The sequence below is a fragment of the Sagittula marina genome (assembly GCF_014196795.1).
GTDB classification, from domain to species: Bacteria; Pseudomonadota; Alphaproteobacteria; order Rhodobacterales; family Rhodobacteraceae; genus Sagittula; species Sagittula marina.
Map to the genome: position 1 here is coordinate 122,964 of NZ_JACIEJ010000006.1, position 26,052 is coordinate 149,015.

Annotated in this window: 30 protein-coding genes and 1 tRNA gene; 18 read left to right on the top strand and 13 right to left on the bottom strand. The window is 62.1% G+C overall.

The annotated features are described in order from the left end of the window. The first annotated feature begins 136 nt into the window (after positions 1-136). From GGQ68_RS13090 to rplQ, 5 genes are all read left to right on the top strand, one after another. On the top strand, positions 137-1,048 hold the full coding sequence (locus GGQ68_RS13090) for a calcium-binding protein (RefSeq protein WP_183966688.1): 912 nt from the start codon (positions 137-139) through the stop codon (positions 1,046-1,048). A gap of 242 nt (positions 1,049-1,290) precedes the next feature. Further along, the gene (rpsM, locus tag GGQ68_RS13095; RefSeq protein WP_183966690.1) at positions 1,291-1,659 is read left to right on the top strand and encodes a 30S ribosomal protein S13; all 369 of its coding nucleotides are present in this window, start codon (positions 1,291-1,293) and stop codon (positions 1,657-1,659) included. Between the two features lie 15 nt (positions 1,660-1,674). Then, positions 1,675-2,067, top strand: a complete 393-nt coding sequence (gene rpsK, locus GGQ68_RS13100; RefSeq protein WP_183966692.1) for a 30S ribosomal protein S11 — start codon at positions 1,675-1,677, stop codon at positions 2,065-2,067. 118 nt (positions 2,068-2,185) lie between these two features. After that, positions 2,186-3,202, top strand: a complete 1,017-nt coding sequence (locus GGQ68_RS13105; protein WP_183966694.1) for a DNA-directed RNA polymerase subunit alpha — start codon at positions 2,186-2,188, stop codon at positions 3,200-3,202. 130 nt (positions 3,203-3,332) lie between these two features. Beyond that, positions 3,333-3,746, top strand: coding sequence for a 50S ribosomal protein L17 (gene rplQ / locus GGQ68_RS13110; protein WP_183966696.1), 414 nt, complete (start codon positions 3,333-3,335; stop codon positions 3,744-3,746). 71 nt (positions 3,747-3,817) lie between these two features. Here rplQ and GGQ68_RS13115 read toward each other — a convergent pair whose 3' ends face one another. Genes GGQ68_RS13115 through GGQ68_RS13125 form a run of 3 tightly spaced genes read right to left on the bottom strand, consistent with a single transcriptional unit; the run spans position 3,818 to position 4,996 of the window. Further along, positions 3,818-4,240 (bottom strand): DUF4174 domain-containing protein, encoded by a 423-nt coding sequence (locus GGQ68_RS13115; protein ID WP_183966698.1) that lies wholly within the window; start codon positions 4,238-4,240, stop codon positions 3,818-3,820. A gap of 59 nt (positions 4,241-4,299) precedes the next feature. Then, entirely contained in the window at positions 4,300-4,755 is a 456-nt protein-coding gene (locus tag GGQ68_RS13120; protein WP_183966700.1) for a host attachment family protein, read from the bottom strand. Between the two features lies 1 nt (position 4,756). Further along, positions 4,757-4,996, bottom strand: a complete 240-nt coding sequence (locus GGQ68_RS13125; protein WP_183966702.1) for a hypothetical protein — start codon at positions 4,994-4,996, stop codon at positions 4,757-4,759. A gap of 155 nt (positions 4,997-5,151) precedes the next feature. Here GGQ68_RS13125 and GGQ68_RS13130 point away from each other — a divergent pair, with 155 nt between their 5' ends. The 7 genes from GGQ68_RS13130 to GGQ68_RS13160 all read left to right on the top strand — a co-directional run bounded on the left by GGQ68_RS13130 (position 5,152) and on the right by GGQ68_RS13160 (position 11,919). Next, positions 5,152-6,528, top strand: a complete 1,377-nt coding sequence (locus GGQ68_RS13130; RefSeq protein WP_183966704.1) for a trypsin-like peptidase domain-containing protein — start codon at positions 5,152-5,154, stop codon at positions 6,526-6,528. Between the two features lie 3 nt (positions 6,529-6,531). Then, positions 6,532-7,845: an AAA family ATPase gene (locus GGQ68_RS13135; RefSeq protein WP_183966706.1), complete on the top strand. Its 1,314-nt coding sequence runs from the start codon at positions 6,532-6,534 to the stop codon at positions 7,843-7,845. 104 nt (positions 7,846-7,949) lie between these two features. Then, the gene (gene crcB, locus GGQ68_RS13140) at positions 7,950-8,324 is read left to right on the top strand and encodes a fluoride efflux transporter CrcB (protein WP_183966708.1); all 375 of its coding nucleotides are present in this window, start codon (positions 7,950-7,952) and stop codon (positions 8,322-8,324) included. Further along, on the top strand, positions 8,321-9,364 hold the full coding sequence (locus tag GGQ68_RS13145) for an RluA family pseudouridine synthase (protein ID WP_183966710.1): 1,044 nt from the start codon (positions 8,321-8,323) through the stop codon (positions 9,362-9,364). The genes crcB and GGQ68_RS13145 overlap by 4 nt, the downstream gene beginning before the upstream one ends. Further along, positions 9,361-10,029, top strand: a complete 669-nt coding sequence (locus tag GGQ68_RS13150) for an HAD-IA family hydrolase (protein ID WP_183966712.1) — start codon at positions 9,361-9,363, stop codon at positions 10,027-10,029. The genes GGQ68_RS13145 and GGQ68_RS13150 overlap by 4 nt, the downstream gene beginning before the upstream one ends. Continuing rightward, positions 10,026-10,739: an ATP12 family chaperone protein gene (locus GGQ68_RS13155; RefSeq protein WP_183966714.1), complete on the top strand. Its 714-nt coding sequence runs from the start codon at positions 10,026-10,028 to the stop codon at positions 10,737-10,739. The genes GGQ68_RS13150 and GGQ68_RS13155 overlap by 4 nt, the downstream gene beginning before the upstream one ends. Positions 10,740-10,908: 169 nt before the next feature. Then, entirely contained in the window at positions 10,909-11,919 is a 1,011-nt protein-coding gene (locus GGQ68_RS13160) for an amino acid ABC transporter substrate-binding protein (RefSeq protein ID WP_183966716.1), read from the top strand. On the opposite strand, the gene GGQ68_RS13165 is transcribed toward GGQ68_RS13160, so the two are convergent. From GGQ68_RS13165 to rpmH, 10 genes are all read right to left on the bottom strand, one after another. Continuing rightward, the gene (locus GGQ68_RS13165; RefSeq protein ID WP_183966718.1) at positions 11,916-12,404 is read right to left on the bottom strand and encodes a SixA phosphatase family protein; all 489 of its coding nucleotides are present in this window, start codon (positions 12,402-12,404) and stop codon (positions 11,916-11,918) included. The two genes, GGQ68_RS13160 and GGQ68_RS13165, sit on opposite strands and share 4 nt — an antisense overlap. Continuing rightward, a complete protein-coding gene (locus GGQ68_RS13170) occupies positions 12,401-13,075 on the bottom strand; it encodes a 4Fe-4S dicluster domain-containing protein (protein ID WP_343055937.1) in 675 nt (224 codons plus the stop codon). Before GGQ68_RS13170 ends, GGQ68_RS13165 begins: the two co-directional genes overlap by 4 nt. Continuing rightward, on the bottom strand, positions 13,072-13,962 hold the full coding sequence (gene argB, locus GGQ68_RS13175) for an acetylglutamate kinase (protein WP_183966720.1): 891 nt from the start codon (positions 13,960-13,962) through the stop codon (positions 13,072-13,074). Before argB ends, GGQ68_RS13170 begins: the two co-directional genes overlap by 4 nt. Positions 13,963-14,020: 58 nt before the next feature. Further along, positions 14,021-14,674, bottom strand: a complete 654-nt coding sequence (gene yihA, locus GGQ68_RS13180) for a ribosome biogenesis GTP-binding protein YihA/YsxC (protein ID WP_183966722.1) — start codon at positions 14,672-14,674, stop codon at positions 14,021-14,023. Positions 14,675-14,778: 104 nt separating this feature from the next. Then, positions 14,779-16,578, bottom strand: coding sequence for a membrane protein insertase YidC (gene yidC, locus GGQ68_RS13185; protein WP_183966723.1), 1,800 nt, complete (start codon positions 16,576-16,578; stop codon positions 14,779-14,781). Between the two features lie 211 nt (positions 16,579-16,789). Further along, positions 16,790-18,337 carry a putative bifunctional diguanylate cyclase/phosphodiesterase gene (locus GGQ68_RS13190; protein WP_183966725.1) on the bottom strand — a complete coding sequence of 516 codons (1,548 nt, stop codon included), beginning with the start codon at positions 18,335-18,337 and terminating at the stop codon, positions 16,790-16,792. Between the two features lie 67 nt (positions 18,338-18,404). Next, the gene (gene ttcA, locus GGQ68_RS13195; protein WP_183966727.1) at positions 18,405-19,253 is read right to left on the bottom strand and encodes a tRNA 2-thiocytidine(32) synthetase TtcA; all 849 of its coding nucleotides are present in this window, start codon (positions 19,251-19,253) and stop codon (positions 18,405-18,407) included. A gap of 124 nt (positions 19,254-19,377) precedes the next feature. Continuing rightward, positions 19,378-19,599: a membrane protein insertion efficiency factor YidD gene (gene yidD / locus GGQ68_RS13200; protein ID WP_183966729.1), complete on the bottom strand. Its 222-nt coding sequence runs from the start codon at positions 19,597-19,599 to the stop codon at positions 19,378-19,380. Beyond that, complete coding sequence (rnpA, locus tag GGQ68_RS13205) at positions 19,596-19,991, bottom strand: ribonuclease P protein component (RefSeq protein WP_183966731.1); 396 nt, start codon at positions 19,989-19,991, stop codon at positions 19,596-19,598. Before rnpA ends, yidD begins: the two co-directional genes overlap by 4 nt. Before the next feature lie 17 nt (positions 19,992-20,008). After that, the gene (gene rpmH, locus GGQ68_RS13210) at positions 20,009-20,143 is read right to left on the bottom strand and encodes a 50S ribosomal protein L34 (RefSeq protein ID WP_050929300.1); all 135 of its coding nucleotides are present in this window, start codon (positions 20,141-20,143) and stop codon (positions 20,009-20,011) included. 409 nt (positions 20,144-20,552) lie between these two features. On the opposite strand from rpmH, the gene GGQ68_RS13215 reads away from it, so the two are divergent. The 6 genes from GGQ68_RS13215 (at position 20,553) to GGQ68_RS13235 (ending at position 25,947) form a co-directional block, all read left to right on the top strand. Further along, positions 20,553-21,299, top strand: a complete 747-nt coding sequence (locus GGQ68_RS13215; protein WP_425502977.1) for a TVP38/TMEM64 family protein — start codon at positions 20,553-20,555, stop codon at positions 21,297-21,299. A gap of 1 nt (position 21,300) precedes the next feature. Further along, positions 21,301-22,710 (top strand): dihydrolipoyl dehydrogenase family protein, encoded by a 1,410-nt coding sequence (locus tag GGQ68_RS13220; RefSeq protein WP_183966733.1) that lies wholly within the window; start codon positions 21,301-21,303, stop codon positions 22,708-22,710. A gap of 7 nt (positions 22,711-22,717) precedes the next feature. Then, a complete protein-coding gene (locus GGQ68_RS13225) occupies positions 22,718-24,100 on the top strand; it encodes a sensor histidine kinase (protein ID WP_183966735.1) in 1,383 nt (460 codons plus the stop codon). Between the two features lie 55 nt (positions 24,101-24,155). Beyond that, positions 24,156-24,232, top strand: a tRNA-Arg gene (locus tag GGQ68_RS13230). 156 nt (positions 24,233-24,388) lie between these two features. Beyond that, positions 24,389-24,844: a TniQ family protein gene (locus tag GGQ68_RS24305; RefSeq protein ID WP_246429362.1), complete on the top strand. Its 456-nt coding sequence runs from the start codon at positions 24,389-24,391 to the stop codon at positions 24,842-24,844. After that, positions 24,835-25,947: a hypothetical protein gene (locus tag GGQ68_RS13235; protein WP_246429363.1), complete on the top strand. Its 1,113-nt coding sequence runs from the start codon at positions 24,835-24,837 to the stop codon at positions 25,945-25,947. Before GGQ68_RS24305 ends, GGQ68_RS13235 begins: the two co-directional genes overlap by 10 nt. The last annotated feature ends 105 nt before the right edge of the window (positions 25,948-26,052 follow it).

Genomic DNA, 26,052 nt, shown 5'->3' on the forward strand with positions numbered 1-26,052 from the left:
GCGTCGCATGTGCGGCGCCGTTTTCGTTTTGGAAACGGCGTGCTTCTGTCGCAATTTGCTGCGAGCGCTGATGCTGTCGCTGCTAAATAGCCTTTTAACGGGCGGAGGCTCTGCCTGATGCGTTTCGAGGGCTGTAATGATTGCGATACTGCTTGGGTTTGGACTGCTCGGCCTCGTTGTCGGTGGTGTCTTCGACAGCGATGACGACTCCGCGACCGCCGAGGACGACGCGGCGCGCGACGTGGGGCCATCGCTGGAGGCCACGGAAGAGCTTTACGTACGAGATGAACCGATCGACTCCGATTCCCTCGAATACAGAGACCGCATCGGCTACCCGAGCTTCTCCGATGTTGCCGAGGATCTTGAGGATAACTATGGCGCACCCATAGAGGACCGCGAGGACTACATGGACCTGCTGGCCTCGCTGCAGGGCGGGCCGATCTACCCGACGCTGGGCACCGAGAACGCCGACCGCATGACCGGCGGTGACGATGACGAGGATTTCTACGCGTGGGAAGGCGATGACACGATCTTCATGGGTGGTGGCGACGACTTCTACACACCGATTTTCGAGAACGAGGACGCAGGCGACGATTTCATCCGCGGTGGCTCTGGCAATGACGTGATCTACAGCCAGATCGGGTCTGACACGTTGCGCGGCGATGCTGGCGACGACTACCTGACGGCCCGTGACCTCACGGGCCGCGGCGAGCCGGACATGGTTTACGGTGGTTTCGGCAATGATGTGGTGATGGGCGACGATGGCGACACGCTGTCGGGTGGCGAAGGGGCGGATTTCTTCGGGATCTACCTGCCGACCGGCGACGTGGACCCGGTGGTGGTCAGTGACTTTGACGCGGCGGAGGACGACCTGATGATCTACGTCGAGACCGATGTACCCCAGGCGTCAGTCGATTACACTGTCAGCGTCACCGAGGAGGATGGCGATTCCGTGGTCAGCGTGGACGCGCGCACGGTTGCCCGGTTCAGCGGCGTGACGGGGCTGGATCCTTCATTGATCCGGGTCGGGAATTACCGCGTCGGCTGAGACATTTGCGTATCGGACGGAGAACTTGCTTGACAGTCGGGTTCATGGGGTTGACCTCGCGGCCCTGCGCCCTTAGTTAGCCCCATCCCGCTAGGGAGACCGTCCGAATCGTGTCGGCTTTGTGCCGCCCCGAGAACGACAGATCACCTGAGATATGACGGACAGCCCGGACGCATTGCGCCGGGCTCATGTTGTGAAAAAAGGGCCCGGAGTGACGGGCTCGCAACGAAAGGATAAGAGACTTGGCTCGTATTGCCGGCGTCAACCTCCCGACTGCCAAGCGCGTTCCGATCGCGCTGACCTATATCACCGGAATCGGTCACACCTCCGCTCAGCAGATCTGCGAAGCGGTGAACATTGACCAGACCCGCCGCATCAACGAACTCTCGGACGCCGAAGTTCTCGCAATCCGCGAGCACATCGACGCGAACTTCACCGTTGAAGGTGACCTGCGTCGCGAAGTCCAGATGAACGTGAAGCGTCTGATGGATCTTGGCTGCTACCGTGGCCTGCGCCACCGTCGTAACCTCCCCGTTCGCGGCCAGCGGACACACACCAACGCTCGTACGCGCAAAGGCCCTGCAAAGGCCATTGCCGGCAAGAAGAAGTAAGGGAGATAACGACCAATGGCACGTGATACTCGCCGTGGTGGCAAGAAGAAGGTCTCCAAGAACATTGCAGCTGGCGTTGCACATGTGAACTCGACCTTCAACAACACCAAAATCCTGATCTCCGACGTTCAGGGCAACGCAATTGCATGGTCCTCCGCTGGCACCATGGGCTTCAAGGGTTCGCGCAAGTCGACACCTTACGCAGCTCAGCTCGCCGCCGAAGACGCAGGCAAGAAAGCACAAGAACACGGCGTGAAAACGCTGGAAGTTGAAGTGCAGGGCCCGGGTTCGGGTCGTGAGTCCGCGCTGCGCGCGCTGGCTGCTGCAGGCTTCAACATCACGTCCATCCGCGACGTGACACCGATCGCGCACAACGGCTGCCGCCCCCCGAAGCGTCGCCGCGTCTGATCGACATTGATTACTGGACGAGGCGGGGCCCTGTGCCCTGCCTCGTTCTGTCGTTTTCGAAACCTCGGGCGTCGGCTCCTATTGGACATGGGGAACCGGCAGGTATGGAGGGAACTGCATGATCCACAAGAATTGGGCAGAACTGATCAAGCCGACCCAGCTTGAAATCAAGCCGGGCGCCGATCCGTCGCGTCAGGCTACCTGTGTCGCAGAACCGCTGGAGCGCGGCTTTGGTCTGACACTCGGCAACGCGCTGCGTCGCGTGCTGCTGTCCTCGCTGCAAGGCGCGGCCATCACGAGCGTTCAGATCGACAACGTCCTGCACGAGTTCTCGTCAGTGGCCGGTGTGCGTGAAGACGTCACAGACATCATCCTGAACCTCAAGCAGGTCGCTCTGAAGATGGAAGTGGAAGGGCCCAAGCGTCTGTCCGTTTCCGCCAAAGGTCCGGGCGTTGTCACCGCAGGTGACATCCAGGAATCCAACGGCATCGAGATCCTGAACCGCGATCACGTGATCTGTCACGTGGACGAAGGTGCCGAAGTGTACATGGAATTTACCGTGAACACCGGCAAAGGCTACGTTGCCGCCGACAAGAACAAGCCGGAAGATGCGCCCATCGGTCTTATCCCGATCGACGCCATCTACTCCCCGGTCAAGAAGGTCGCTTACGACGTTCAGCCCACGCGTGAAGGCCAGGTTCTGGACTACGACAAGCTGACGCTGAAGATCGAAACCGACGGGTCCGTGACGCCGGAAGACGCGATTGCCTACGCGGCGCGCATCCTGCAGGACCAGCTGTCGATCTTCGTCAACTTCGACGAGCCGGAAGCCGCAACACGTCAGGACGACGAAGATGGTCTCGAGTTCAACCCGCTTCTGCTGAAGAAAGTGGACGAGCTGGAACTGTCCGTGCGTTCCGCGAACTGCTTGAAGAACGACAACATCGTTTATATTGGCGACCTGATCCAAAAGACCGAAGCCGAGATGCTCCGCACCCCGAACTTCGGCCGCAAGTCGCTGAACGAGATCAAGGAAGTGCTGTCCGGTATGGGCCTGCACCTCGGCATGGACGTCGAGGACTGGCCACCGGACAACATCGAGGATCTGGCCAAGAAGCTGGAAGACTCGTTCTGAAAATCGGCGTAGGTCGGGGATTTCCCCGACCTTCCCAAATCCGGGCATCCGCCCCAAGGTGAGTCGGTGACACGCATCATCGGCCTGACAAAGCAAAACAGCCCGTAGAGGGCACATTAGGAGTTAGACAATGCGTCACGCAAAAGGTTACCGCCGCCTGAACCGTACCCACGAGCACCGCAAGGCGCTGTGGGCGAACATGGCCGGCTCGCTCATCGAACACGAGCAGATCAAGACCACCCTGCCCAAGGCAAAAGAACTCAAGCGCATCGCCGACAAGCTGATCACGCTGGGCAAGCGCGGTGACATCCACGCCCGCCGTCAGGCGCGCGCGCAGCTCAAGCAGGACATGCACGTTGCAAAACTGTTCGACGTCCTCGGCCCGCGCTATGCCGAGCGGAACGGTGGTTACACCCGCGTTCTCAAGGCTGGCTTCCGCTACGGTGACATGGCGCCCATGGCCATCATCGAGCTGGTCGACCGCGACGTTGACGCCAAAGGCGCAGCGGACAAGGCACGTCTCGAAGCGGCTGAAGCCGAATAATTCCACGACCCTGTCGTGATAAAGGCCTCTCCGTCGGAGAGGCCTTTTTTTGTTTGTCTACGATGTTGAGATCAGTTCGACATTTCGCGTCGTCGCATGGGCATCTCGTCAATCCGGTCAAACAGCAAGCGCGCGGCAACCGGCGTTTTCTGCCGTAACTTCACGCTGCCATCTTTCCCCACCAGCACGACTTCGAAACTGTCGACGGCCAATGCGGTGCGCAACTTTCCATAAATCTCTGGCTCGGTGTCCATGAGCACAACAATATCGCGCTCCATCAACCCGTTGCTGGCCTCACGCAGTTCTGCCAGTTGATCCTTGAAATCCGGATCCTCTGCGTCGGGAGCAAAAACCAAAAGCGGTCTATACTCGCCTTTATAGTCGGACAGGTCCTTTTGCGTGGGCGACAATGTATTGAAGCCCGCGCCTTGGGCAAAGACCGCCGACCCGAACATGCTCAGCGCGGTGACCAACGACTGTTTGAACGTACTCATGGTAGATCTCCTGCCAGTGACGGGTGGGGCGGTCCCCACCCAATCGGCAGGGCGCCGCTTTACGCGGCGTCCAACTCCTTTTTAACTAGATCCTCGATCTCGTTAACCGGATGGTTGGTCAGAGTTTTCGGCACTTCGGCGATGACCTTGTCGGACACTTCCTTGTGCATTTCATCGCGCAGAACACCCAAGACCTGCGGCGAAGCCACAATGATCAGCTTGTCAAACGAGCCCTTGTGCGCCTCGGCGTATAGCTTGTCAGCCAGATCTGCGGCGAAGCGATCCTTGGCAAGCTCGTGCCAGTCGGTGTCCTGATAGGCGGATTTCTGTCCAACACCGTTGTCCTTCATCCGACCCGGGCGGTTGGCCGACTGTTCTTCATCGGATGGGTTGTCCTGTTCATCCTCGTCGAACACGTCGAGGTTCGGGTTCTCGTGGTCCGTCATGTTGCGCAGGAACAGAACCTTCTCGCTGTCTGCCACGACGACCCAGGTTCCCTTTTTCAGTTCAGCCATCTCAGGTGCTCCCTTTTTCTGTTCCGTGATGACCACCAAGATTGCCTTGGCCGGCCTCGTCGGATTTCGTCACACGTGTCGCGCCCGGACGATCCTGCTCGGCACGCTTTTCGTCATCTCTTGTGCCCACTGCGCGTTCCAGATTTCCCTGCGCACGACCTTGATCCGACGGGGTGGCAACGTCGTCCGTATAGGCTTCGGTTTCCCGTGTACCGTCCTTCGATCTTACTCGCTCAGCCATTGGGTCCTCCTGTTTCTTTGTTTCAATCAGTCAACGCGATAGCGTCTGTGGACGTTCCATAGCGACCTTCTAAGCTGACGCAGGGGCAGTCTGTCTGACTTGAATCCTGGCAGCCGTGACGGCATATCTGATCGACATCCACAAGGAGGCCCCGAATGCGCAAAGTGCTTGTCTGTCTGTTGCTGATCTGGGGCACTGTGGCAGCGGCGGACACCCGTGTGCCGGCCTCCCAGGCCGAGATTTCCCTCAGCTTTGCCCCCTTGGTGAAACAGGCGACGCCGGCTGTGGTGAACATCTACGCAAGTCGGGTGGTGCAGTCGCGCAGCTCCTTTGCCGACGATCCGTTTTTCAACAACTTCTTCAGGGATTTTCAGCCACGACCACGGGTGCAGAACTCGCTGGGGTCCGGGGTGATCCTGTCCGATGACGGCATCGTCGTGTCCAACTACCACGTCGTGGGACAGGCGACCGACATTCGCGTGGTGCTGAACAATCGCCAGGAATACGCAGCGAAGGTGCTGCTGGGGGACGAGGAGTCCGATCTGGCCATCCTCCAGCTCGAAGGGGCCGATGACATGCCGCATCTGACCCTGCGCGACAGCGATACGGTGGAGGTGGGGGAGCTGGTGCTGGCCATCGGCAACCCCTTTGGCGTCGGGCAGACGGTGTCCTCCGGCATCGTCAGTGGCCTGGCGCGCTCTGGCACGGCCACGGGCAACGCGCGGGGGTATTTCATCCAGACAGATGCGCCGATCAATCCCGGCAACTCCGGCGGCGCGCTGATTGATGTCCAGGGGCGCCTGATCGGGATCAACACGTCGATCCTGACGCGCTCCGGCGGGTCGAACGGCATCGGATTTGCCATCCCTTCGGCGCTTGTCGCGCAATTCGTGAAGCAGGCGCACGACGGCGAAACCCGATTTCAACGTCCTTGGGCGGGTGTCACCGGGCAGTCCGTGGATTCGGATCTCTCTGACAGTCTTGGGCTGGGCATGCCGGGGGGCGTGATCCTGTCAGAGCTGCATCGCGCCAGCCCCTTCGCCAAAGCAGGCCTGCAGCGCGGCGATGTGGTGCTGGAGGTGGATGGCTTGGCTGTGAACACCCCGGCAGAGATGCTGTTTCGCATGTCGGTGCGCGGGATCGGGGAGACGGCTGATGTGCTGTATGCGCGCGAAGGTGCGCTGGTTCATGCCCGGGTCGAGATGATCACACCGCCGGAGACCCCCGCGCGGGAGGCCATTTCCCTGGGCGAACGCGCCGTGCTGCCCGGCTTGCGAATCGCGCGGATCAATCCTGCGGTCGTGGACGAACTCGGCACAGGTCTGGCGGTGGAGGATGGCGTCGTCGTGGTGGAGGCAGGTCCCTATGGCGCGCGGGCTGGTCTGGCCCGCGGCGACGTTCTGTTGCGAATCGACGGCCGCCGTGTGGAGGCCCCCCGCGATGTGGAGACGTTGATGCGGCAGGCCGGGCGCCGCGTGCAGATAGAGGCCCTGCGCGGCACGCGTCGCATCATGCTCAGCTTCCGGGTCTGACCGGTGGCGGACCTCTTCGACACCGCGCCCGACGCGTTGCCTGACACCGCGCCGCGCCCCTTGGCGGATCGTCTGCGGCCCGCTCGGCTGGACGAGGTGATCGGTCAGCAGCAGGTGCTTGGCCCTGAAAGCCCTCTGGGCGTGATGCTCTCCGCCGGAACCCTGGGGTCGATCGTCTTCTGGGGGCCGCCTGGGGTGGGAAAGACCACCATCGCGCGGCTGTTGGCCGATGCCACGGACCTCTACTTCGTCCAGATCAGCGCGATCTTTTCCGGCGTGCCGGAATTGCGCAAGGTCTTCGACGCGGCAAAGCTTCGGCGCAGCCAGGGGCGCGGCACCTTGCTGTTCGTCGACGAGATCCACCGCTTCAACAAGGCGCAACAGGACAGCTTCCTCCCGCATATGGAGGACGGCACCATCCTGCTGGTCGGTGCCACGACGGAGAACCCCAGTTTCGAACTCAACAAGGCCCTGCTGTCCCGCGCGCAAGTGCTTGTTCTTGATCGATTGTCAGCTGACAATTTATCCGACCTCCTGACCCGTGCCGAAACGCTGCTGGACCGTGAATTGCCCCTCACGCAACCCGCACGCGCCGCGCTGGTGGAGATGGCGGATGGCGACGGGCGTGCGCTGCTCAACCTCGTGGAACAGGTGACCTCGTGGAAGACGGACACCGACCTTGGTCCGGACGCGCTGAAGACCCGGCTGATGAAGCGCGCGGCCCAATACGACAAATCTGGCGACGGGCATTACAACCTGATCTCGGCGCTGCACAAATCGGTGCGCGGCTCGGACCCGGACGCCTCGCTCTATTGGTTCGCGCGGATGCTGGAGGCGGGGGAGGACCCGCGCTACCTCGCCCGGCGCATCACGCGCATGGCGGTGGAGGACATCGGCCTTGCTGATCCGCAGGCGCAGACCGCCTGTCTGGATGCGTGGCAAACCTACGAACGGCTCGGCTCGCCGGAGGGGGAGCTGGCGCTGGCACAGGCACTGGTCTACGTCGCGCTCGCCCCCAAGAGCAACGCCACCTACACGGCCTACAAAGCGGCGCGCAAGGCGGCGAAGCAGACCGGCTCGCTCATGCCGCCCAAGCATATCCTGAACGCGCCCACCGACCTGATGAAGGACCAGGGCTACGGCAAGGGCTACGCCTACGACCATGACGCAAAGGAAGGCTTCTCCGGCCAGGACTACTTCCCCGAAGACATGGACCGTCCCCAGTTCTACGATCCCGTTGACCGGGGATTCGAACGCGAGATGCGCAAGCGCCTCGACTATTACGCGCGCCTGCGGGCGGAGCGGGCAAAAGACTGATCTTTCGTTTCTTTGGTTCACAAATACTGCGGGGGAGGCCGCAGGCCGGGGACAAAGCCCCAGTTTCCTTGACAAGCCATGCCACAAGCGCCACAGCACCGCTCATGACACCGCTTTTTCAAGTTGCCCTCGGCGGCGCGCTCGGCGCGTCAGGCCGCTATCTGACGGGCCTGTTGATGGTCCGCCTCATGGGGCGTGACTTTCCATGGGGGACGTTGGCCGTGAACATTCTCGGCTCCCTTCTGATGGGCTTTCTGGTGGTCGCGTTGGCGCATGTCTCGGGCAACCGGTTTGCGCCCCTGCTGACCACCGGGTTCCTTGGCGGGTTCACGACCTTTTCCACCTTCTCACTGGATGCGGTGACGATCTACGAGCGCGGCCAGATCGGGCTGGCGGCGGGATACGTCATGGCATCGGTGGGGGTGTCCATCGCGGCGCTCTTCGCCGGACTTTACATCGCACGGAGCCTGACCACATGAGCCGCGTACAGACGATAACAGTGGGGCCGGGCGACGGCGACCAGAGGCTCGACCGCTGGATGAAGCGCATCTTCCCCCACGTGGCGCAAAGCCGGATCGAAAAGATGTGCCGCAAGGGCGAGATCCGCGTCGATGGCGGCAGGGCAAAGGCCTCGACCCGCATCGAGACCGGCCAGCAGGTGCGCATTCCGCCGTTGCCCGAACCGGGGCAGGTCGAAAGCGCGCCAAAGCCGCGGGTCACCGATGGCGATGCGGAGCTGATCCAGTCCTGCGTGATCTACAAGGACGACCACATCATCGCGCTGAACAAGCCGCCGGGCCTGCCGACGCAGGGTGGCAGCAAGCAGACGCGCCACGTGGACGGCATGGCGGACGCTCTGAAGTTCGGCTTTGACGAGAAGCCCCGCCTTGTTCACCGACTGGACAAGGACACCTCTGGCGTTCTGCTGCTGGCACGCACCCGCGCCGTGGCCAAGGCGCTGACCGAGGCCATGCGCCACCGTGAAACGCGCAAGGTTTACTGGGCGCTCGTGGCAGGTGTGCCGGTGCCCTACCTCGGCGAGATCAAATACGGTCTGGTCAAGGCGCCCGGTCACGGCAAGGGCGGCGAAGGCGAAAAGATGATCTGCGTGCATCCCAACGAGGTGCATAACACCGAAGGCGCCAAGCGCGCGCACAGCTACTATGCCACGCTTTACCGTGTGGCGTCGCGCGCGTCATGGGTGGCGCTGGAGCCGCTGACAGGCCGCACGCACCAGCTGCGGGCGCATATGGCCGAGATCGGACACCCTATCATTGGCGACGGCAAATACGGCGGCTCGGGTCAGGAAAACCTCGGCGACGGATGGGGCGCTCAGCTGGGCGGCCTGATGTCCAAGAAGCTGCACCTGCACGCGCGGTCGATGACCTTGCAGCACCCGGTGACAAAGAAGCCGCTGACCGTGACCGCGCATCTGCCGGACCACATGGCGCACAGCTGGGACACGCTTGGCTGGGAAGAAGACTACGCCGACGCCGACCCCTTTGAGTCGTTGCATTGACCGATCTGAAGCTTGTCATCTTTGATGTGGACGGCACGTTGGTGGACAGTCAGGGAGATATCCTTGGTGCCATGAGCGCGGCCTTTGCCGGCGAAGGATTGGTCGCGCCGGATCGACCGGACGTGCTGCGTATCGTTGGCCTGTCGCTGCCGCAGGCGATGGAGCAGTTGGTGCCCGACCTTGGCACTGTTCAGCGGACACGCATGGTGGAGACCTACAAGGCCGCCTATGCCGCACAGGTGACGTGCACGGCCTCGCCGCTGTACGATGGCATACCGGAGCTGTTGGACCGTCTCGGAGACATTGATGATCTGCTGCTGGGTGTGGCGACGGGCAAATCCCGGCGCGGCTTGTCACGCCTGCTGAAGGCGCACGGCCTGACCGGACGCTTTGTCACGACGCAGGTGGCAGACGATCACCCATCGAAGCCGCATCCGGCGATGCTGTTTTCTGCGCTGGACGAGCTTGGGTTGGACGCGGCGCAGGCGGTGATGATCGGCGACACAAGTTATGACATGGACATGGCCGAGGCGGCGGGCATCCGCGGCATCGGTGTGACCTGGGGCTACCATCCGGCGGATGCGCTGGGGGCGGCGGTTCGGGTCGTGAATGACACGCAAGAACTGGCAGGCGCGATTGGCGACATGCTGGAGGTGACGATATGAGCGAATGGGCGCTGAAACGATTCTGGAAAGATGCCACGGTGGAGCCGGTCGAGGATGGCTATGCCATCAAGCTCGACGGACGCGGGGTGAAGACCCCGGCCAAAACGCCACTGGTGGTGCCGACGACGGGCCTTGCGGAGGCGATTGCCGACGAGTGGCGCGCCCAGGAGGACAAGGTGAACCCGGCCCTGATGCCGTTTACCAGAACCTCGAACTCTGCTCTGGACAAGGTGGCGACGCAGCACGCCGAAGTGGCAGAGATGCTGGCGGCCTATGGCGACAGTGACCTGTTGTGCTATCGCGCGGACCGCCCGGCGGAACTGGTCGCGCGGCAGAACGCGGAGTGGGATCCGCTGCTCGAATGGGCGGCAGAGGCTTTTGATGCACGGCTGACCGCGCAGCCCGGCGTCATGTATCAGGCGCAGGATAAGGCGGCGCTGGACCGGCTTTCACAACATGTTCATGGGCAGAGCGCATTTGAGCTCGCAGCCTTTCACGATCTCGTGGCGATGTCGGGGTCGCTGGTGCTGGCGCTCGCCGTGGTGCATGGTGCACGTGACCCGGAGACCGCCTGGACCCTGTCACGGCTGGACGAAACCTGGAACGAGGAACAGTGGGGCGTTGACGAAGATGCCGCTGCAACCGCAGCGATCAAGCGCGGAGAGTTTCTGCACGCGGCGCGCTACCACGCGCTGGCGACCGGGGCCTGACGTCGGTTGCGCCTGGGGTAAGGGTGATCCTGCCTTGACCTCTTGGCTGTAATCCGCCCAAACTGCGGGCGTTCCAAATAGGTTGGACGGTCACCCGTCCGTGCGGACAAGGCACTGGCCCGCTGGCCAGTTCCAGTGTGATCGGGCACGACCATGATGAGAGGACGGCATGTACAGGACTTTTTGCGCCGGCGCGCTGATGCTGGCCGCAACCACCGCGATGGGCGGCACGCTCGAGGACGTCAAGGCCCGAGGCAGCCTGAATTGCGGCGTGAACACTGGCCTGGTTGGCTTTGCCTCCAAGGACAGCAACGACAATTGGCATGGCTTTGATGTGGGGCTGTGCAGGGCTGTTGCGGCTGCCATTCTGGGCGACCCCTCTGCCGTGACCTTTCACGAGACCACAGCCGCCAGCCGTTATCGTGCGCTGAACGCCGGTGAAATTGATGTCCTTGTGCGCAATACCACCTGGAGTTTTTCCAGCGACGTGGACCTGAAAGTCGATTTCGCAGGGATCAATTATTACGACGGTCAGGCGTTCATGGTCCCCAAGGCGCTGGGTCTGTCCTCGGCACGCGAGTTGGATGGCCGGAAAATCTGTGTGCAGGCGGAAACCACCAGCGCGCAGAACGTGGATGAGTATTTCAACCGCTACGAGATGACCTACGAGGCGGTGCCGGTGGATGGCACGGCGGAGGCGCAGACGCTGTACCTGGAGGGCGTCTGCGACGTCTACAGCTCCGACGCGTCACAACTGGCCGCGATCCGGGCGACGTTCGCTGCGCCGTCAGACCATGTGTTGCTGGAAGACATCATCTCCAAGGAGCCGCTGGGCCCGGTTGTGCGCCACGGCGATGACGATTGGACGGATCTGGTGCGCTGGGTGCTGAATGCGCTGATCGCGGCCGAAGAGCTTGGCGTGACCTCTGCCAATATCGACGAGCTGCGCGCGAAAGGCACCAGCACGCCAGAGATCAACCGGCTTCTGGGGCTGGATGGTCTGATTGGGGAGATGATGCGGCTGGACCCGGAATGGGCCGTGCGCGCGATCAAGGCGGGCGGCAACTACGGTGAATTGTTCGCGCGCCACATCGGGACCAACACGCCGATTGGCCTGTCGCGGGGGCTGAACCTGCAGTGGACCGAGGGCGGGCTGCTCTACAGCCCACCGTTCCGCTAATCGGTCAGGTCGCGTCCCACGGCAAACCCGAGGGGCGCGCCGCTGCCGGGCAAAAGATCTTCCCACTTTTCGATATCAAACTCTGCCACCAGCGTCGCGCAGGTGGGATAGTCGTCGAATCGCTCATGCTCGGGCTCTTGCGAGACCAGCATATGCGCGCATTGGCCAACGCCCGGATTGTGTCCAAGCATCAGGACGCAGTCGCCAGAGGCGCCACGGAGCGCGCTCAGCATGGTCTGTGAATCAGCAAGGTAAAGCGACTTGCGGTAGGTGGTCGGGGCCTTCAACGCCAGCAGATCCAGCGTCTCACGCGTGCGCGTGGCGCTTGAGCACAGGATCTCATCCGGCATATGGCCCATGTCGCGCAGCCACTGGCCCATCGCCTCGGCAGAGCGTCGCCCGCGTCCGTTCAGCGGCCGGTTCGCGTCGGCGGTGCCCGCGGACCAGTCAGACTTGGCATGGCGCATCAGGATCAGTCGTTTCATACGGGATAATGTCTCATGAAGGATGCCATGTGAAAAGCTGACTGCGCGGGGTCACGGCTGAAAGAGGTGGAAGGGGATGATGTGACCGGACAGGCGCGGCGCACCAGGCAGCCTGCGCGACAGTCGCTGCCGTCCGGACTGGCCACATGCGCCTGGCAGAGCGGCACATCGTAGTCCTGGCCGGGCTTGAGTGCGCCGACCGGGCACGCCGTGGTGCAGGGGGCTGCACATGCGTCGCAGGGACGCGGTGCCGGCGATGGCAGATCGAGGCGCTCGGTCAGGGCGATCGCACCACGAAAGCTGACGAACAATCCGGCGGTTTCATGCACCAGCAGGCCAACCGGGGAGGGCAGGCAGGCCCCGGTCGCCTGTGCCCAAGCGATAAACGGCGGGTAGGGCGGCCCGTCGGAGGGGAACAGCGCGCGACCGCCCAAGTCCTGTGCCACCGCCCAAAGGACGCGCTTTGACCAGCGATCCATCGGATCGTCTGCCCCGTCACTGTATTCCGGCGCGGCGGTGAAAACTTGCCAGAAACGCGGCTCATCCGGCCCGATCATCAGAATGGTGCCGGTGCCCTTTGGCGCACCGTCCAGCGGACCGGGATGGAAGGCCCCGCGCACGGCCAAAGCCTGCGCGCGGACCATGGTGTCCACCGCCTGAAGGCTGGTCACTTCTGGGTCAACGGGGGCAGTGCCTCGTCCCGGATCATCGAGCCGGAGCCGTGCTCCGTGAACAGTTCCAGCAAGCAGGCATTGGACACGCGGCCGTCGACGATGACCACGGCCCGCACCCCTTCCTGAAGAGCTTTGAGCGCGGTCTCGGTCTTGGGAATCATGCCCCCCGCGATGATGCCCTCGTCGGTCAGGCGTCGAATGTCCGCGGGGCTGAGCTCTGTCATCACCTCGCCCTCCGCGTTCTTGACGCCGGCGACATCGGTGAGCAGCAGCAGGCGGTCGGCCTTCAGCGCGCCCGCGATGGCGCCGGCAGCGGTGTCACCGTTGACGTTGAACGTTTCCAGAGGGTCCATCCCCGTTGCGACAGGGGCGACGACGGGGATGATCCCGGCGTTGAACAGATCGCGCAGCACCTGCACGTTCATTTCGATCGGGCGGCCGACGAAGCCCAGTTCCGGATCGTCCGCCTCGCAGACCATCAGGTCGTCATCCTTGCCGGACAGACCAACGGCGCGGCCTCCCTCGTCCATGATCGCCTGAACGATTCGCTTGTTCACGAGGCCGGTCAGCACCATTTCCACCACTTCGACGGTGGCCTGATCGGTGACACGCTTGCCGCGCACGAAACGCGATTCGATGTTCAGTTTGGCGAGCATCTCGTTGATCATGGGGCCGCCACCGTGGACGACCACGGGATTCAGGCCGACCTGACGCATCAGCACGATGTCTCGGGCAAATTCCGCCATGGCATCGGCGTCGCCCATGGCGTTGCCGCCGAACTTCACCACCACGATGGCCCCGGAATAGCGCTGCAGATAGGGCAGGGCCTGGGACAGGGTGCGGGCGGTGGCTTTCCAGTCTTTGTTCATATTGCGCGGTCTCATCTGGTCTTCCTCGGACGGCTTCGGTTCAACATGCCCCGAAGCGGCGGTGACTTCCAGCCTAGTCGAGCCCGGCAATGATCGCCCTGAGCGTCGGAATGCCGTCGCCCTTTTCCGAAGAGGTGACGACCATTTCAGGGTAGGCGGCGGGGTGCTTGTTCAGGGCGTCGCGCACCTGTTCGAGAATCTTGTCCTGATCCCACTTCTTGACCTTGTCCTGCTTGGTCATCACCACCTGGAACGGCACGGCGGAGCGGTCCAGCAAGGTCATGATTTCATCGTCGACCTTCTTCACGCCGTGGCGAAAGTCGATGAGCACAAAGGCGCGTTTCAGAGTGGCGCGACCGGAAAGATACTGCTTCAACAGGCGCTGCCACTTTTCCACCACCGGCAGCGGGGCGTTGGCGAAGCCATAGCCGGGCAGGTCGACGAGGTATTTTTCAGGGCCGAGCGTGAAATAGTTGATTTCCTGCGTGCGGCCCGGCGTGTTCGAGGCGCGCGCCAGTCCCTTGCGACCCGTCAGGGCGTTGATGAGGCTGGATTTCCCAACGTTGGATCGCCCGGCAAAGCAGACCTCTGGCCGGTCATCTGGGGGCAGTCCGTCCATGGCGACGACGCCTTTGACGAAGTCGACCTCATGCCCGACGAACAATTTGCGCGCGGCCTCGCGTGCGGCGTCATCGGGATCGTCTGCGATGGGAAAGGGCAGCTTCATCTGGGCGTCTCCTGCGGTCGGAACTCGGTGTTCCGGAGCCTTCTATAAAACAACCGCGGCCGTGAAACCATCACGACCGCGGTCCAATTGTGTCATCGGTGGGTTTACTTGGCCTTTTCGGCCTTCTTGCCCTTGATGTTGCCGAGGATGTCCGGCTTGTACCCGTGCTTGCGCATGATCAGGTACTGTTGGGTGAAGGTGATCACGTTGTTGGTGATCCAGTAGACCACCAGACCCGAGGCAAAGCCGCCGAGCATGAACATGAACACCCACGGCATCCAGGCAAAGATCATCTGCTGGGCCGGATCGGCCGGGGCCGGGTTCAGCTTTTGCTGCAGGAACATGGACACGCCCAGCAGGATCGGCAACACGCCGATGAAGACCAGTGCCATGATCGACCCTGCCTCTGGCGCGGCCCAGGGGAGCGCACCGAACAGGTTGAAGATCGAGGTCGGGTCAGGCGCGCTGAGGTCGCGGAAGGGACCGAAGAAGTCCGCGTGACGCAGTTCCAGAGTGACGAAGATCACCTTGTAGAGCGAGAAGAAGATCGGGATCTGCAGCAGGATCGGCAGGCAGCCCGCAGCGGGGTTGACCTTCTTCTCCTTGTACAGCGCCATCATATCCTTTTGCAGCTTCTCGCGGTTGTCGCCTGCGCGTTCTTTCAGGGCTTCCATCTCTGGCTGGAGCTCTTTCATCCGCGCCATGGAGGCGTAGGATTTATAGGCCAGCGGGAAAAGCAGCGCCTTGAGCAGAACGGTCAGCGCGATGATCGCGACACCCATGTTGCCAATGGCGAGGTTCAGCCAGTGCAGCACAGCGAAAATCGGTTTGGTCAGGAAGAAGAACCAGCCCCAGTCGATGGAATCGATGAACCGATCCACGCCCGCGGCCTGATACTCCTTGATGGTTTCCCATTCCTTGGCGCCGGCAAACAGCTGGGTGTTGACGTCGATGGTCTCTCCCGCAGCCAGTTCGCGCGTGGCGAGGACGGCTTCGGACTGGTAGATATCGCTGCGGGGATCGTATTTGACGACGGATTTGAACGGCTGGTCCGCACCCGGCACCATCATGGCCATCCAATAGTGATCGGTGAAACCGACCCAACCAGTTTCGGTTACACGCTCCACGGTGGCGGGCGCGCCTTCGCCGGCAACGACGTCGAGATCCGTCATGTTGCTGTATGTGGTCAGCTCCAGAATGCCGTCCGACATTTGCATCGCGCCTTCATGCAGCACGAAAAACTTCTTGCCGTCGGGTTCGCCATGACGCGCCACGATTCCGTAGGGCGCAAGGCTGACGTCCGCGTCCGTGGGGTTTTCGACATTCTGGGAGACGGAGAACATGTAGTTCTCGTCGACAGAAATCGCGCGGCGGAAAATGAGGCCCGCCGGGCTGTCCCAGCGCAATACCACCGGCGTGTCGACGGTCAGGGTTTCGCCGGATTCGACGCTCCATTCCGTATTGGCGCCGGGCACGTCTTCGGCTGTGAGACCGGCGCCGGGCGCCCAGCCGTAAAGCGCGTAATACGCCTTTTCAGACCCGACCTGTTTAAACATCTGCACGATCTCGTCGCTGTCGAGCGAGACGGTGTAGTCCTTCAGGCGCAGATCATCGAGGCGACCGCCCACAAGGGAGATGCTGCCTTCGAGCCGCGGCGTGTCGAGTTGCAGACGCGGGGCGTCGGCGGCGGCGGTTGCCTGATCGCTCGGCGCATCGACGGGGGTCGCGCCCGGCGCTGACGTCGGCGCGGTTGCGACACCATCGGTGGTGACGGTTTCCGTGACCGCAGCGGGATCGTTGGGATCCTCAACTGGCTCTGGCGGTTGGAAGAAGACGAACCAAACCAGCATCACGGCAAAACTGAGCACCGTCGCCAGCAGTAGGTTCTTGTTCTGTTCGTCCATCGGGGGGGCCTGCCTTTCCGTTTGAAAGTCCCGGTGGGTTCAAACCCCCCAAGCCTCAAAGGTCAAGCATATTTCCGTTACATAAAGGTGATGTGTCTTTCCGCCTGCAATTCTAATGGGTATTTGGCGTAGCAGAGCCGGAAGCGGAGGTTGCCATCGCCTTTTAGGCGAGCGCGGTTTGATCTGTTGTCTGGATTTCGGGAAGGGGTTGTCAGCCAGAACTCCGTCCCAGGTTCTGCGCCTCGGCAATGCGGCTGGCGTGCTGATTGCCCCAGTCGACCATTTGATCCGCAGGCATTGGCCGGGCGATGCCAAAACCCTGGACGTGGTCGCATCCGAGTTGTGCCAGAAGGGCGTGCTCCCCGACGCTTTCGACGCCCTCGGCCAAGGTTTCCAGTCCGAGACGATCCGCCATGCCCAAAACGGCGGCGAGCATGCGGTGCTGTTCCTCGTCCCGGTCGACGCGGGTCACAAAGCTGCGGTCGATTTTCAGGCGGTGTACCTTGAAACGGCGCAATGAGGTAATGGACGCATGACCTGTGCCAAAGTCATCCAGATCAATGTGGCAGCCGAGTTTGCTGAGTTCGACAATGTTGCGGGCAACGATGCCTTCCGGTGATCCGGCAATCACTGTTTCCAGAACTTCGATGCCAAGTCGCTGTGGCGTCAATCCGAAACGATCCAGCTCCCACTGAATGCGTTCGACGAGACGAGGGGCGCGCAATTCGGAATCAGAGAAATTCACGCTGACACGCGGAACATCCAGCCCGGCGGCGTCCCAGCTGCGCAGCGCGGTGAGGGAGTGCTGCAGGATCACTTCGCTGAGCCGTTCCATGCGGCCGGCGTCCTCCAGCACGCGAAGGAACTGTGCAGGCGGGACAATGCCGCGGGTGGGGTGGATCCAACGGGCCAGCGCTTCGACGCCGCTGATGCGGCCGGTAGAGGTGCAGATCTGCGGTTGAAACCAAGGCTGTATCTGGCCGTTGTCCAGCGCGCGGTCCACTTCGGCCTTTAGGCTTTTCTGTTCAGTGTGAGCCATGCGCATGTGCTCTGACCAGGCGCGTATTGCGGAGGGGCCGTTTGCTACCGCCTCTGCCAAGGCCACATTGGTCGCCTCCAAAAGCTCTTTGCCAGTTGCGGCGCGGTTCAGCCGAGGACTGCCGCAGAAGCCGACGGACGCTGAGAGGTAGCGCATGGCATTCTCGACGGAGGCGGGTTCCTCAACCGCGCCTTGCAGCCGCGAGGCAAGTTGCAAAAGCGGCTCCAGTTCCATGCGCAGGGAGGGCCCTAAAAGAATCAAGAAGCGCCGTTCGCCGATACGAAGCACCTTGTCATCGCGCCGGAGGATGTTGATCAGCCGGGACAAGGACAGATCCCGCAGCGCCTCCACCGTGCTTTCCCCGGACAGTTGCGCTGCTTCGTCCAGACCGTCGATGTCCACAATGATGCAAGCGGTCGCGAGATTGGCGGCCTGCGCGCGGTCGAGTGCCTGCTGCGCCAGCGCCTCTGCCTCGGCTTTGCCAATCACGCCGGACGTGGCATTGCGCCTGCCGTCATCTGTTTCCTGATTGGGCGCCCGGCTGGTGAGCAAGTATAGAAACGGCGCACCAAGGGCTGTGAAGATCAAAAACGCCTCTCCGCCCGTCCAAAAGGCGGTCAATGCAGCTGCGGGGAGGAACGCCAGGGCCTGCGGGCCATATAGCCCCCGTCGCAGGATCGTGCGGACCTTGCTGACATTCTGCTCGATCAACGCTTTCATCGCGTGCCCTTCCCTCGTTCGAAAAAGACACTAGGGGAAGGGGGTAACTTGCTTATTAACTCGACAGTTAGTTTTTGTTCGAATTGCGTTCTTTCAGCTCAAGCCCCTGGAAGTCCCAGAGCTTGGGGTCGAGCAGGTGCGAGGGCCGCGCGTTCGTCAAAGCCCGGAACATCACCTGTCGCCGGCCGGGGGAGTTCTTTTCCCACTGGTCGAGGATCTGCTTGACCTGCTGGCGTTGCAGCCCGTCCTGAGTGCCGCACAGGTCGCAGGGAATAATCGGATAATTCAACGCGTTGGCGAACTTCTCGCAGTCGGCCTCGGCAACATGGGCGAGGGGGCGATACAAAAAGAGGTCGCCCTCTTCGTTGACCAGCTTCGGCGGCATGGTCGCGAGGCGGCCGCCGTGGAAGAGGTTCATGAAGAACGTCTCGAGAATATCGTCGCGGTGATGACCCAGGACAACGGCTGAGCAGCCTTCTTCGCGGGCGATCCGGTAGAGGTGACCGCGGCGAAGGCGCGAGCAGAGCGCGCAGTAGGTCCGCCCGGCGGGAACCTTGTCGGTGACGATGGAGTAGGTGTCCTGGTATTCGATGCGATGTGGGACGCCCATTTTCTCGAGGAACTCGGGAAGAACCGTCGCCGGAAATCCCGGTTGGCCCTGATCGAGGTTGCAGGCCAGAAGGTCCACGGGCAAGAGGCCGCGCCACTTCAATTCGACAAGAATTGCGAGCAGCGTGTAGCTGTCTTTGCCGCCTGACAAGCACACAAGCCAGCGCGCGTTGTCGCCCTCCACCATGCCGTATTGTTCCACGGCTTCGCGAACGTTGCGAACGATCCGCTTGCGCAGTTTTCGGAATTCCGTCGTCCGCGGAGCGCCTTGGAAGAGGGGGTGAATGTCATCAAGATCATCGGTCATGAGCGACGCTATACGGCAGAGTCTTCGCGGGCGGAAACCCCTTCTCGACCACATGTTCCGTCAGAGCCAAAAATGTCTCGGATGACGTGGCTGCGTTGGTTGGTCTCGTCCTGCAGCTCGGTGCTCAGTCCGGGACGTTGTCGATGCCGGAGCTGCCCCACGGATGGCAACGCCCGATGCGACGGGCGGCGAGCCAGCTGCCTTTGAGAGCGCCATGTTTTTCCAGGGCTTCCATGGCGTAGGCAGAACAGGTTGGATGGAAGCGGCAGCCGTGGCCAACCCATGGAGAAGCGACCAATCGGTAGGCGCGCACGGGCAAAGAGACGACCCAGGCGAAGGGGGTCATGTCCGGGGGCCGTGCAGCTTCACGATGGCGCGGCGCAAGTCCTCTTGCAGCAGCACAAAATCCCGCTGCGCGGTCTTTTCGGCGCGACCGATCAGAACGTAGTCGTGGTCCGGCAAACCGATGTCGGCCAAAACGAGGCGCGCAATTTCGCGCAGGCGCCGCTTGGCCCGATTGCGCGCCACGGCGTTGCCCACCTTTTTGGAGCAGGTGAAGCCTATTCTCATCCCGTCTGCCTCGCCCTCGCCGCGCTGGCGGGCTTGCAAAAGGAAACCTTCGCACGGGACCCGACGCGCCTTGGCGGCGCGGAGAAAGTCGGCGCGTTTCGCGAGAACCTGAAAAGACGAAGAACCCGCCGCGGGGTGAGCCGGGGCGGGTGCTTGTGTCGTGACCATGTGAAGGCCCGTCCGGATCAGGCGCTCAGAACCTTGCGGCCACGTGCACGGCGCGCGTTCAGGATTTTGCGGCCTGCTTTGGTTGCCATGCGGGCACGGAAGCCGTGACGGCGCTTGCGGACGAGGTTCGAAGGTTGAAAAGTGCGTTTCATCGCGGCTACTCCGGGTTCATTGGAGGCGACGTGAGTCGCCGCCAGGGAAGTTCGAAGCCCGTCCTATAGGGGGGCTTCATTATTTTGTCAAATGTCCGATTGCCAGAACTGCGAAAAGATCTGCATCCCGGCCATTTTCGTGAATATACGAGCCGACGATCCGATAATACCCTATTCTACAGGTGAATTCAGGACCGCGACAGACTGCGTTAAAGTGCAGCGGTTGGCCTTTGGGTCATGTTACAGCTTTTGCCAAATGCCGGCAGCCTATGTTTCAGTCGTGCGAGATTACGCGCGATTCCCTCACGGATGGGCTTTCTCGGATCAACCCCGCGTGAACCCGTGCGGCCAAGGGAGGCGGAGCCGTCACGTTTCAGGCAGATTGCCCGGAACGAAAGGCCCCAACACAATGAGCGATATGACAGAGACCGACGAGACTTCGGACCAGCCCAAGAGCTGGACGCGCCATTTGCCTCTGATCGTGATCGGCGTGGTGGCGGTGTTGGGGGCTTTTACCCTGCGCGACTACATCAGCTTTGACACCCTGGCGGCCAACCGTGAGGCGTTGCTGGCGCTGCGGGACACGCATTATGTGCTGATGGTGGCGGGATTTCTGGCGATCTACGTGGCGATCGTCGCGTTTTCCCTGCCGGGGGCGGCTGTGGCGTCGGTCACGGGTGGCTTCCTGTTCGGCCTTGCGGCGGGCACCGTCTATAATGTGTTGGCGGCCACCATTGGCGCGACGGGGATCTTTCTTGCGGCGCGGGCAGGTCTTGGGCGGACGTTGGCGGCAAAGGTGGACGCGGCGGAGGGCAATTGGAAGCGCATCCGCGACGGCTTGCGCGAGAATGAAATCTCCGTTTTGTTCATGTTGCGGCTGGTGCCGGCGGTGCCGTTCTTTGTCGCCAATCTTTTGCCTGCGCTGGTGGGCGTGAAACTGCGCAATTTCGTCATGACCACCGCGCTTGGCATCATTCCCGGTGCTCTGGTGTTCACCTCGATCGGGGTCGGTCTGGGCGAAGTGTTCGACCGGGGGGAGCGGCCAGATCTGTCGCTGCTTTGGGCGCCGCATGTGATCGGGCCGATCCTTGGGTTGGCGGCGCTGTCCGCGTTGCCAATCGTCATCAAGGCCGTGCGCGGCAAGAAGGAGATCTGAGATGGATAGCCTGAGCTGTGACCTTTTGATTGTTGGTGCCGGATCAGGCGGCCTGTCGGTGGCTGCCGGGGCGGCGCAGATGGGCGCCGATGTGATCCTGCTCGAAGGCCATGAGATGGGCGGCGATTGTCTGAACTACGGGTGTGTGCCGTCCAAAGCGCTGATTGCCGCCGCCGCGCGGGCGCAGGCGATGCGCGGGGCGGGGACATATGGCATCGCGCCTGTGGCACCGCAGGTCGATTACGCCGTTGCCAAGGACCATGTGCAGGAGGTTATCGCGCAGATCGCCCCGATGGACAGCGTCGAGCGGTTCGAGGGCTTTGGCGTGCGCGTGATCCGCGACTTCGGGGCTTTTGTGTCCGAGACGGAAATGGAGGCCGGCGGCTACCGCATCAGCGCGCGGCGGATTGTGCTGGCGACGGGCTCTTCGCCCTTTGTGCCGCCGATCGACGGGCTGGAGACGGTGCCCTACCTCACGAACGAGACGCTTTGGCAGCTGCGGGAGCAGCCCGCGCATCTGCTGATCATCGGCGGCGGCCCCATCGGGATGGAGATGGCACAGGCGCACGTGCGGCTCGGGTCCAAGGTCACCGTGATCGAAGGGGCCAAGGCGCTGGGACGCGATGATCCGGAGGCGGCCGCGCTGGTGATCGACCGTTTGCGCAGCGAAGGCGTGGAGATCGTCGAGGACGCCAAGGTCACCGCCGTGCGCGAGGGGATCACGGTGGAGGTTGAGGATGGCCGCAGCTTCACCGGCTCTCATCTGCTGGTGGCCGTGGGGCGCAGGGCGAATACGGAGCGGCTGAACCTCGACGCTGCCGGGATCCAGACCACGCGCACCGGCATCAAGGTGGATGACCGGCTGCGCACCTCGAATCGCCGTGTCTACGCCATTGGCGATGTGGCGGGCGGGATGCAGTTCACTCATCTGGCCGGGTATCACGCGGGGCTCATCGTGCGTTCCGCCGTGCTGGGCCTGCCTGCGAAGGCGAAGACCGACCATATTCCGCGCGCCACCTATACACAGCCTGAACTGGCGCAGATCGGTCTGACAGAGGCCGAGGCGCAGCAGCGGCATGGTGACGCGCTGGAGGTTGCGCGCTTTGATTTTCACCATAATGACCGCCTGATCGCAGAACGGCAGACGGCGGGTTTCATCAAGGCTATGGTGGTCAAAGGCAAGCCCGTCGGCGTCACCATCGTGGGGGCGCAAGCCGGCGAATTGGTGAACCTCTGGTCGCTTGTCATTGCCAACGGGCTGAAGATGAGCGCCGTGTCGAACATGGTTTCGCCCTATCCGACTGTCGGAGAGATTAACAAACGGGTTGCCGGTGCCTATTTCACACCCAAGTTGTTTGAAAACGAAACCGTGAAAAAAGTTGTGCGGCTCGTGCAACGCTGGCTGCCATAAGGTCCTGATGCTCAATTCGCTCTCCGGTCGCTTCCTGATACTGACAGTCGTCTTCGTGATGCTGGCGGAGGTGCTGATTTTTGTGCCTTCCGTGGCGCGCTTCCGCGAAGATTACCTGCTGGCACGGCTGGAGCGTGCGCAGATCGCCTCGCTTGCCTTGCTGGCCGATGAGATGCTGTCGGAGGAGTTGGAGCGCGAGCTGCTCGACAATGCCGGCGTCTACAACGTGGTGCTGCGGCGCGACACCATGCGGCAATTGGTGCTGAGCTCGCCGATTCCCGGTGAGGTCGATAAATCCTTTGATCTGCGCGAAGCAGGGCCGCTCGACCTGATGCGCGATGCGATGCTGCGGCTGTGGGATACGCAGCCGGGCATTATTCGGGTGATCGGTGCGCCTTCGCTGGATGCGGGGCAGTTGATCGAAGTCACCATGGACACGGCGGGCCTGCGGGTGGCGATGCTGGACTATGGTCTGCGCGTTCTGTTCCTGTCTGCCGTGATCTCCATCGTCACTGCGTGTCTGCTGTTCATGGCGGTGCGGCGGCTGATCGTGCGCCCGATGAAGGGCGTGATCGGGCACATGAAACGCTATGCCGAAGCGCCGGAGGACGCGCGCCGCATCATCACGCCACAGGCCACGGTGCGCGAACTGCGCGAGGCAGAGACCGCGCTGCAAGCCATGGAAACCCAATTGACGCAGGCGTTGCGGCAAAAAGAGCGCCTGGCCCAGCTGGGGGGCGCGGTGGCACGGGTCAGCCATGATCTGCGCAATATCCTGACCTCGGCGCAGTTGTTCACCGACAGGATCGAGATGTCCGAAGATCCTGCCGTGAAACGCATGGCGCCGAAGTTGGTGAACTCCATCACCCGTGCGGTCAGTTTGTGCGAGAACACCCTGGCCTTTGGCCGCGCGGAGGAGCCCGCGCCGGTGCTGTCGCTGTTCAACCTGTCGGAGCTGGCCTCCGAGGTTCTGGAGGCGGAGCGGCTGGCCATCGGGGAAGAGGACATTTCCCTGTCGGAGGACATTCCTGCCAGCCTGGTGATTCGTGGCGACCCCGAACAGCTTTATCGCGCGCTGGCCAATCTGGTGCGCAATGCCCGTCAGGCGATTGTCGCCACCGGCGACGCGGGAGAGATTTCCGTGGCCGCCTGGGCGGAGGATGACGCCTGGATCATCGAAGTGACCGACACCGGGCCGGGTCTGCCGCCAAAAGCACGCGAACATCTGTTCCAACCCTTCCAGGGAGGGGTGCGGAAGGGGGGCTCCGGTCTGGGGTTGGCAATCGTATCGGAGCTGATCCGCGGGCATGGCGGTATGCTGGCGCTGAAAAGAACCGATGAAACAGGCACTTGCTTTGAAATTCGCCTGCCGATGGGCGAAATGTCATAAAAAATCGAAAAAGGCGCTTGCGCCCTCCGCGCGGCATATGTATTCCCCGCCTCACGGACCGATAGCTCAGCTGGATAGAGTACTTGACTACGAATCAAGGGGTCGGGGGTTCGAATCCTCCTCGGTCCGCCATAATTCAAATTGTGGGGTGTCAGGCAAAACTGACTTTCATGTCAGATGCCTGACCCCGCAGGCGGAAGTTCCAGGACGCGGAGTGGCGTTGCCCAGTTGAGCTCGCGATCGTAAGGTCAGGACGTTCCTGCCTTTGTCTGATCCCGGAAGTCTCGTTTGGCCAAGAGCCTCTCTGCCATCCCTGGAAATACCTTTCCTCAGTTGCCGCTGACCGTGCCGCATGCCGCGTTCGAGCCGGCTTCGTCTTTGCTGTCCCGAATCGCGGCGAGGGGCGGCGCAAGCTCCATGCAGCGATTCTGCGGCGACATTGCCTTTCCGGTCGATCCCTTGTTCCGCGGTGAGAAGGTCGCGATAGGGCAATTGGCGCAGCTGGCCGGGTGCGATGCGGCTGCGTTGGAATGGGTGTCAGTCCGCCACTTCGGGAAAGGGCATTTCCGACTGCGAGACGAATTTGCCTCCCTCCAGAGCTTTCAGCGCCTGCGTGTCCGTGTCTGTCCGGAGTGTGTAAGGGCGGAGGCGTCGACTGCAGCTGAATCGTGGCGTGTTCCGCGCCGCCTGCAGTGGAAATTCTCGTCGATCAGAAGCTGCCCGGAGCAGGATGTATGCTCGTGACCCTCCCGCCAGAGAAGTTTAGTAAAGGTGCCAGGGACTTTTCGGCGCAGCTTCGGAAGCATTACGGGTGGCTCTTGGATCAGCCGATGATCCCCGCAGACCTCAGCCCTTTCGAGCAGTACCTCACCGACCGCATCCTGAAAGGGCGGGGCGATCGATGGATCGACCGTCTCGAGCTCAATGTGGTATCGCGCGCATGCGAGGTGTTGGGGCTGCGCATTGCTAAGGGGCCAGACGCCTCGCTAGCGGGGCACAGAGGGGCTGATTGGGTGAGTTTCGGTGGCTACGGCTACGACGTGCTGAAAGACGGCCCTGTGGCCCTCTCAGACTGCCTCGCGGCGTTGTCGCGTGAGGACGGGGTGGATGGGCGTTTCTTCGGTCGTGTTTTCGGTCCCTGGACCACGTGGCTGAAAAGCCGGAGCCTCGGTGACGAATTCGAACCCCTGCGTGACGTCGTGCGGCGGCACGTCTTCGACCATTTCTCTGTCAGAAGAGGAGTGCTGGTGCTTGGGGTGCCGTCGGAGGGAAAGGCTTCGTCGAACGCAGAGAAGCCATTTCCGCTCAAGCGCTTCGCCAAGCGCAACGCAGAGGACTTGGTGCGCCGCGGCCTCGCAAAGCGTCAGCCTGATGGCAGCATTGTTCCGATGGGCTTTGTCACACAGCGAATGCTTGAGGCATACGAGCGCGAAAAGAAGTTCTTTCCAGCTCGTAAGGGCTCGGGTGCAAGCGTAGCTGGCGAGGCGCATGGTGCCGACGGCGCAGCGGTAGAGGGTGAAGCCCATCTCTCCATCAGCGCCGTCGCACAGAAGCTACGAGTCACCGCAAAGACGGTGGGGTACCTCGTTGAAAACGGATTGCTGCACGGTGCGGATGCTTCGGAGCTCTACCGTCGAGGGGCAACCGTAGTTACCGCTGGTAGTCTGATGCAGTTCCGCGAAATCTTTATATCTTTGGGCGAGCTTGCCGACGTCGCTCGGCGCCCACAGGGCGCTTTGTCTATGAAACTGAGAAATGCAGACGTGGCCCTCTTGGCGATGCCACACGACTTGAGCAGAATTTTCTGGCGCGAGGACGTGCGCGCCTACGTCGCGACCGAGCAGTAACATTTCGGCCCAGAGCTGACATCGCGCACAAATCCTGCCCGCTGGAGTGCGACCTTTCAAACCGGCCGTTTGCTGAGCCTTGACCTTGCTTGCCGCTTCTTATCT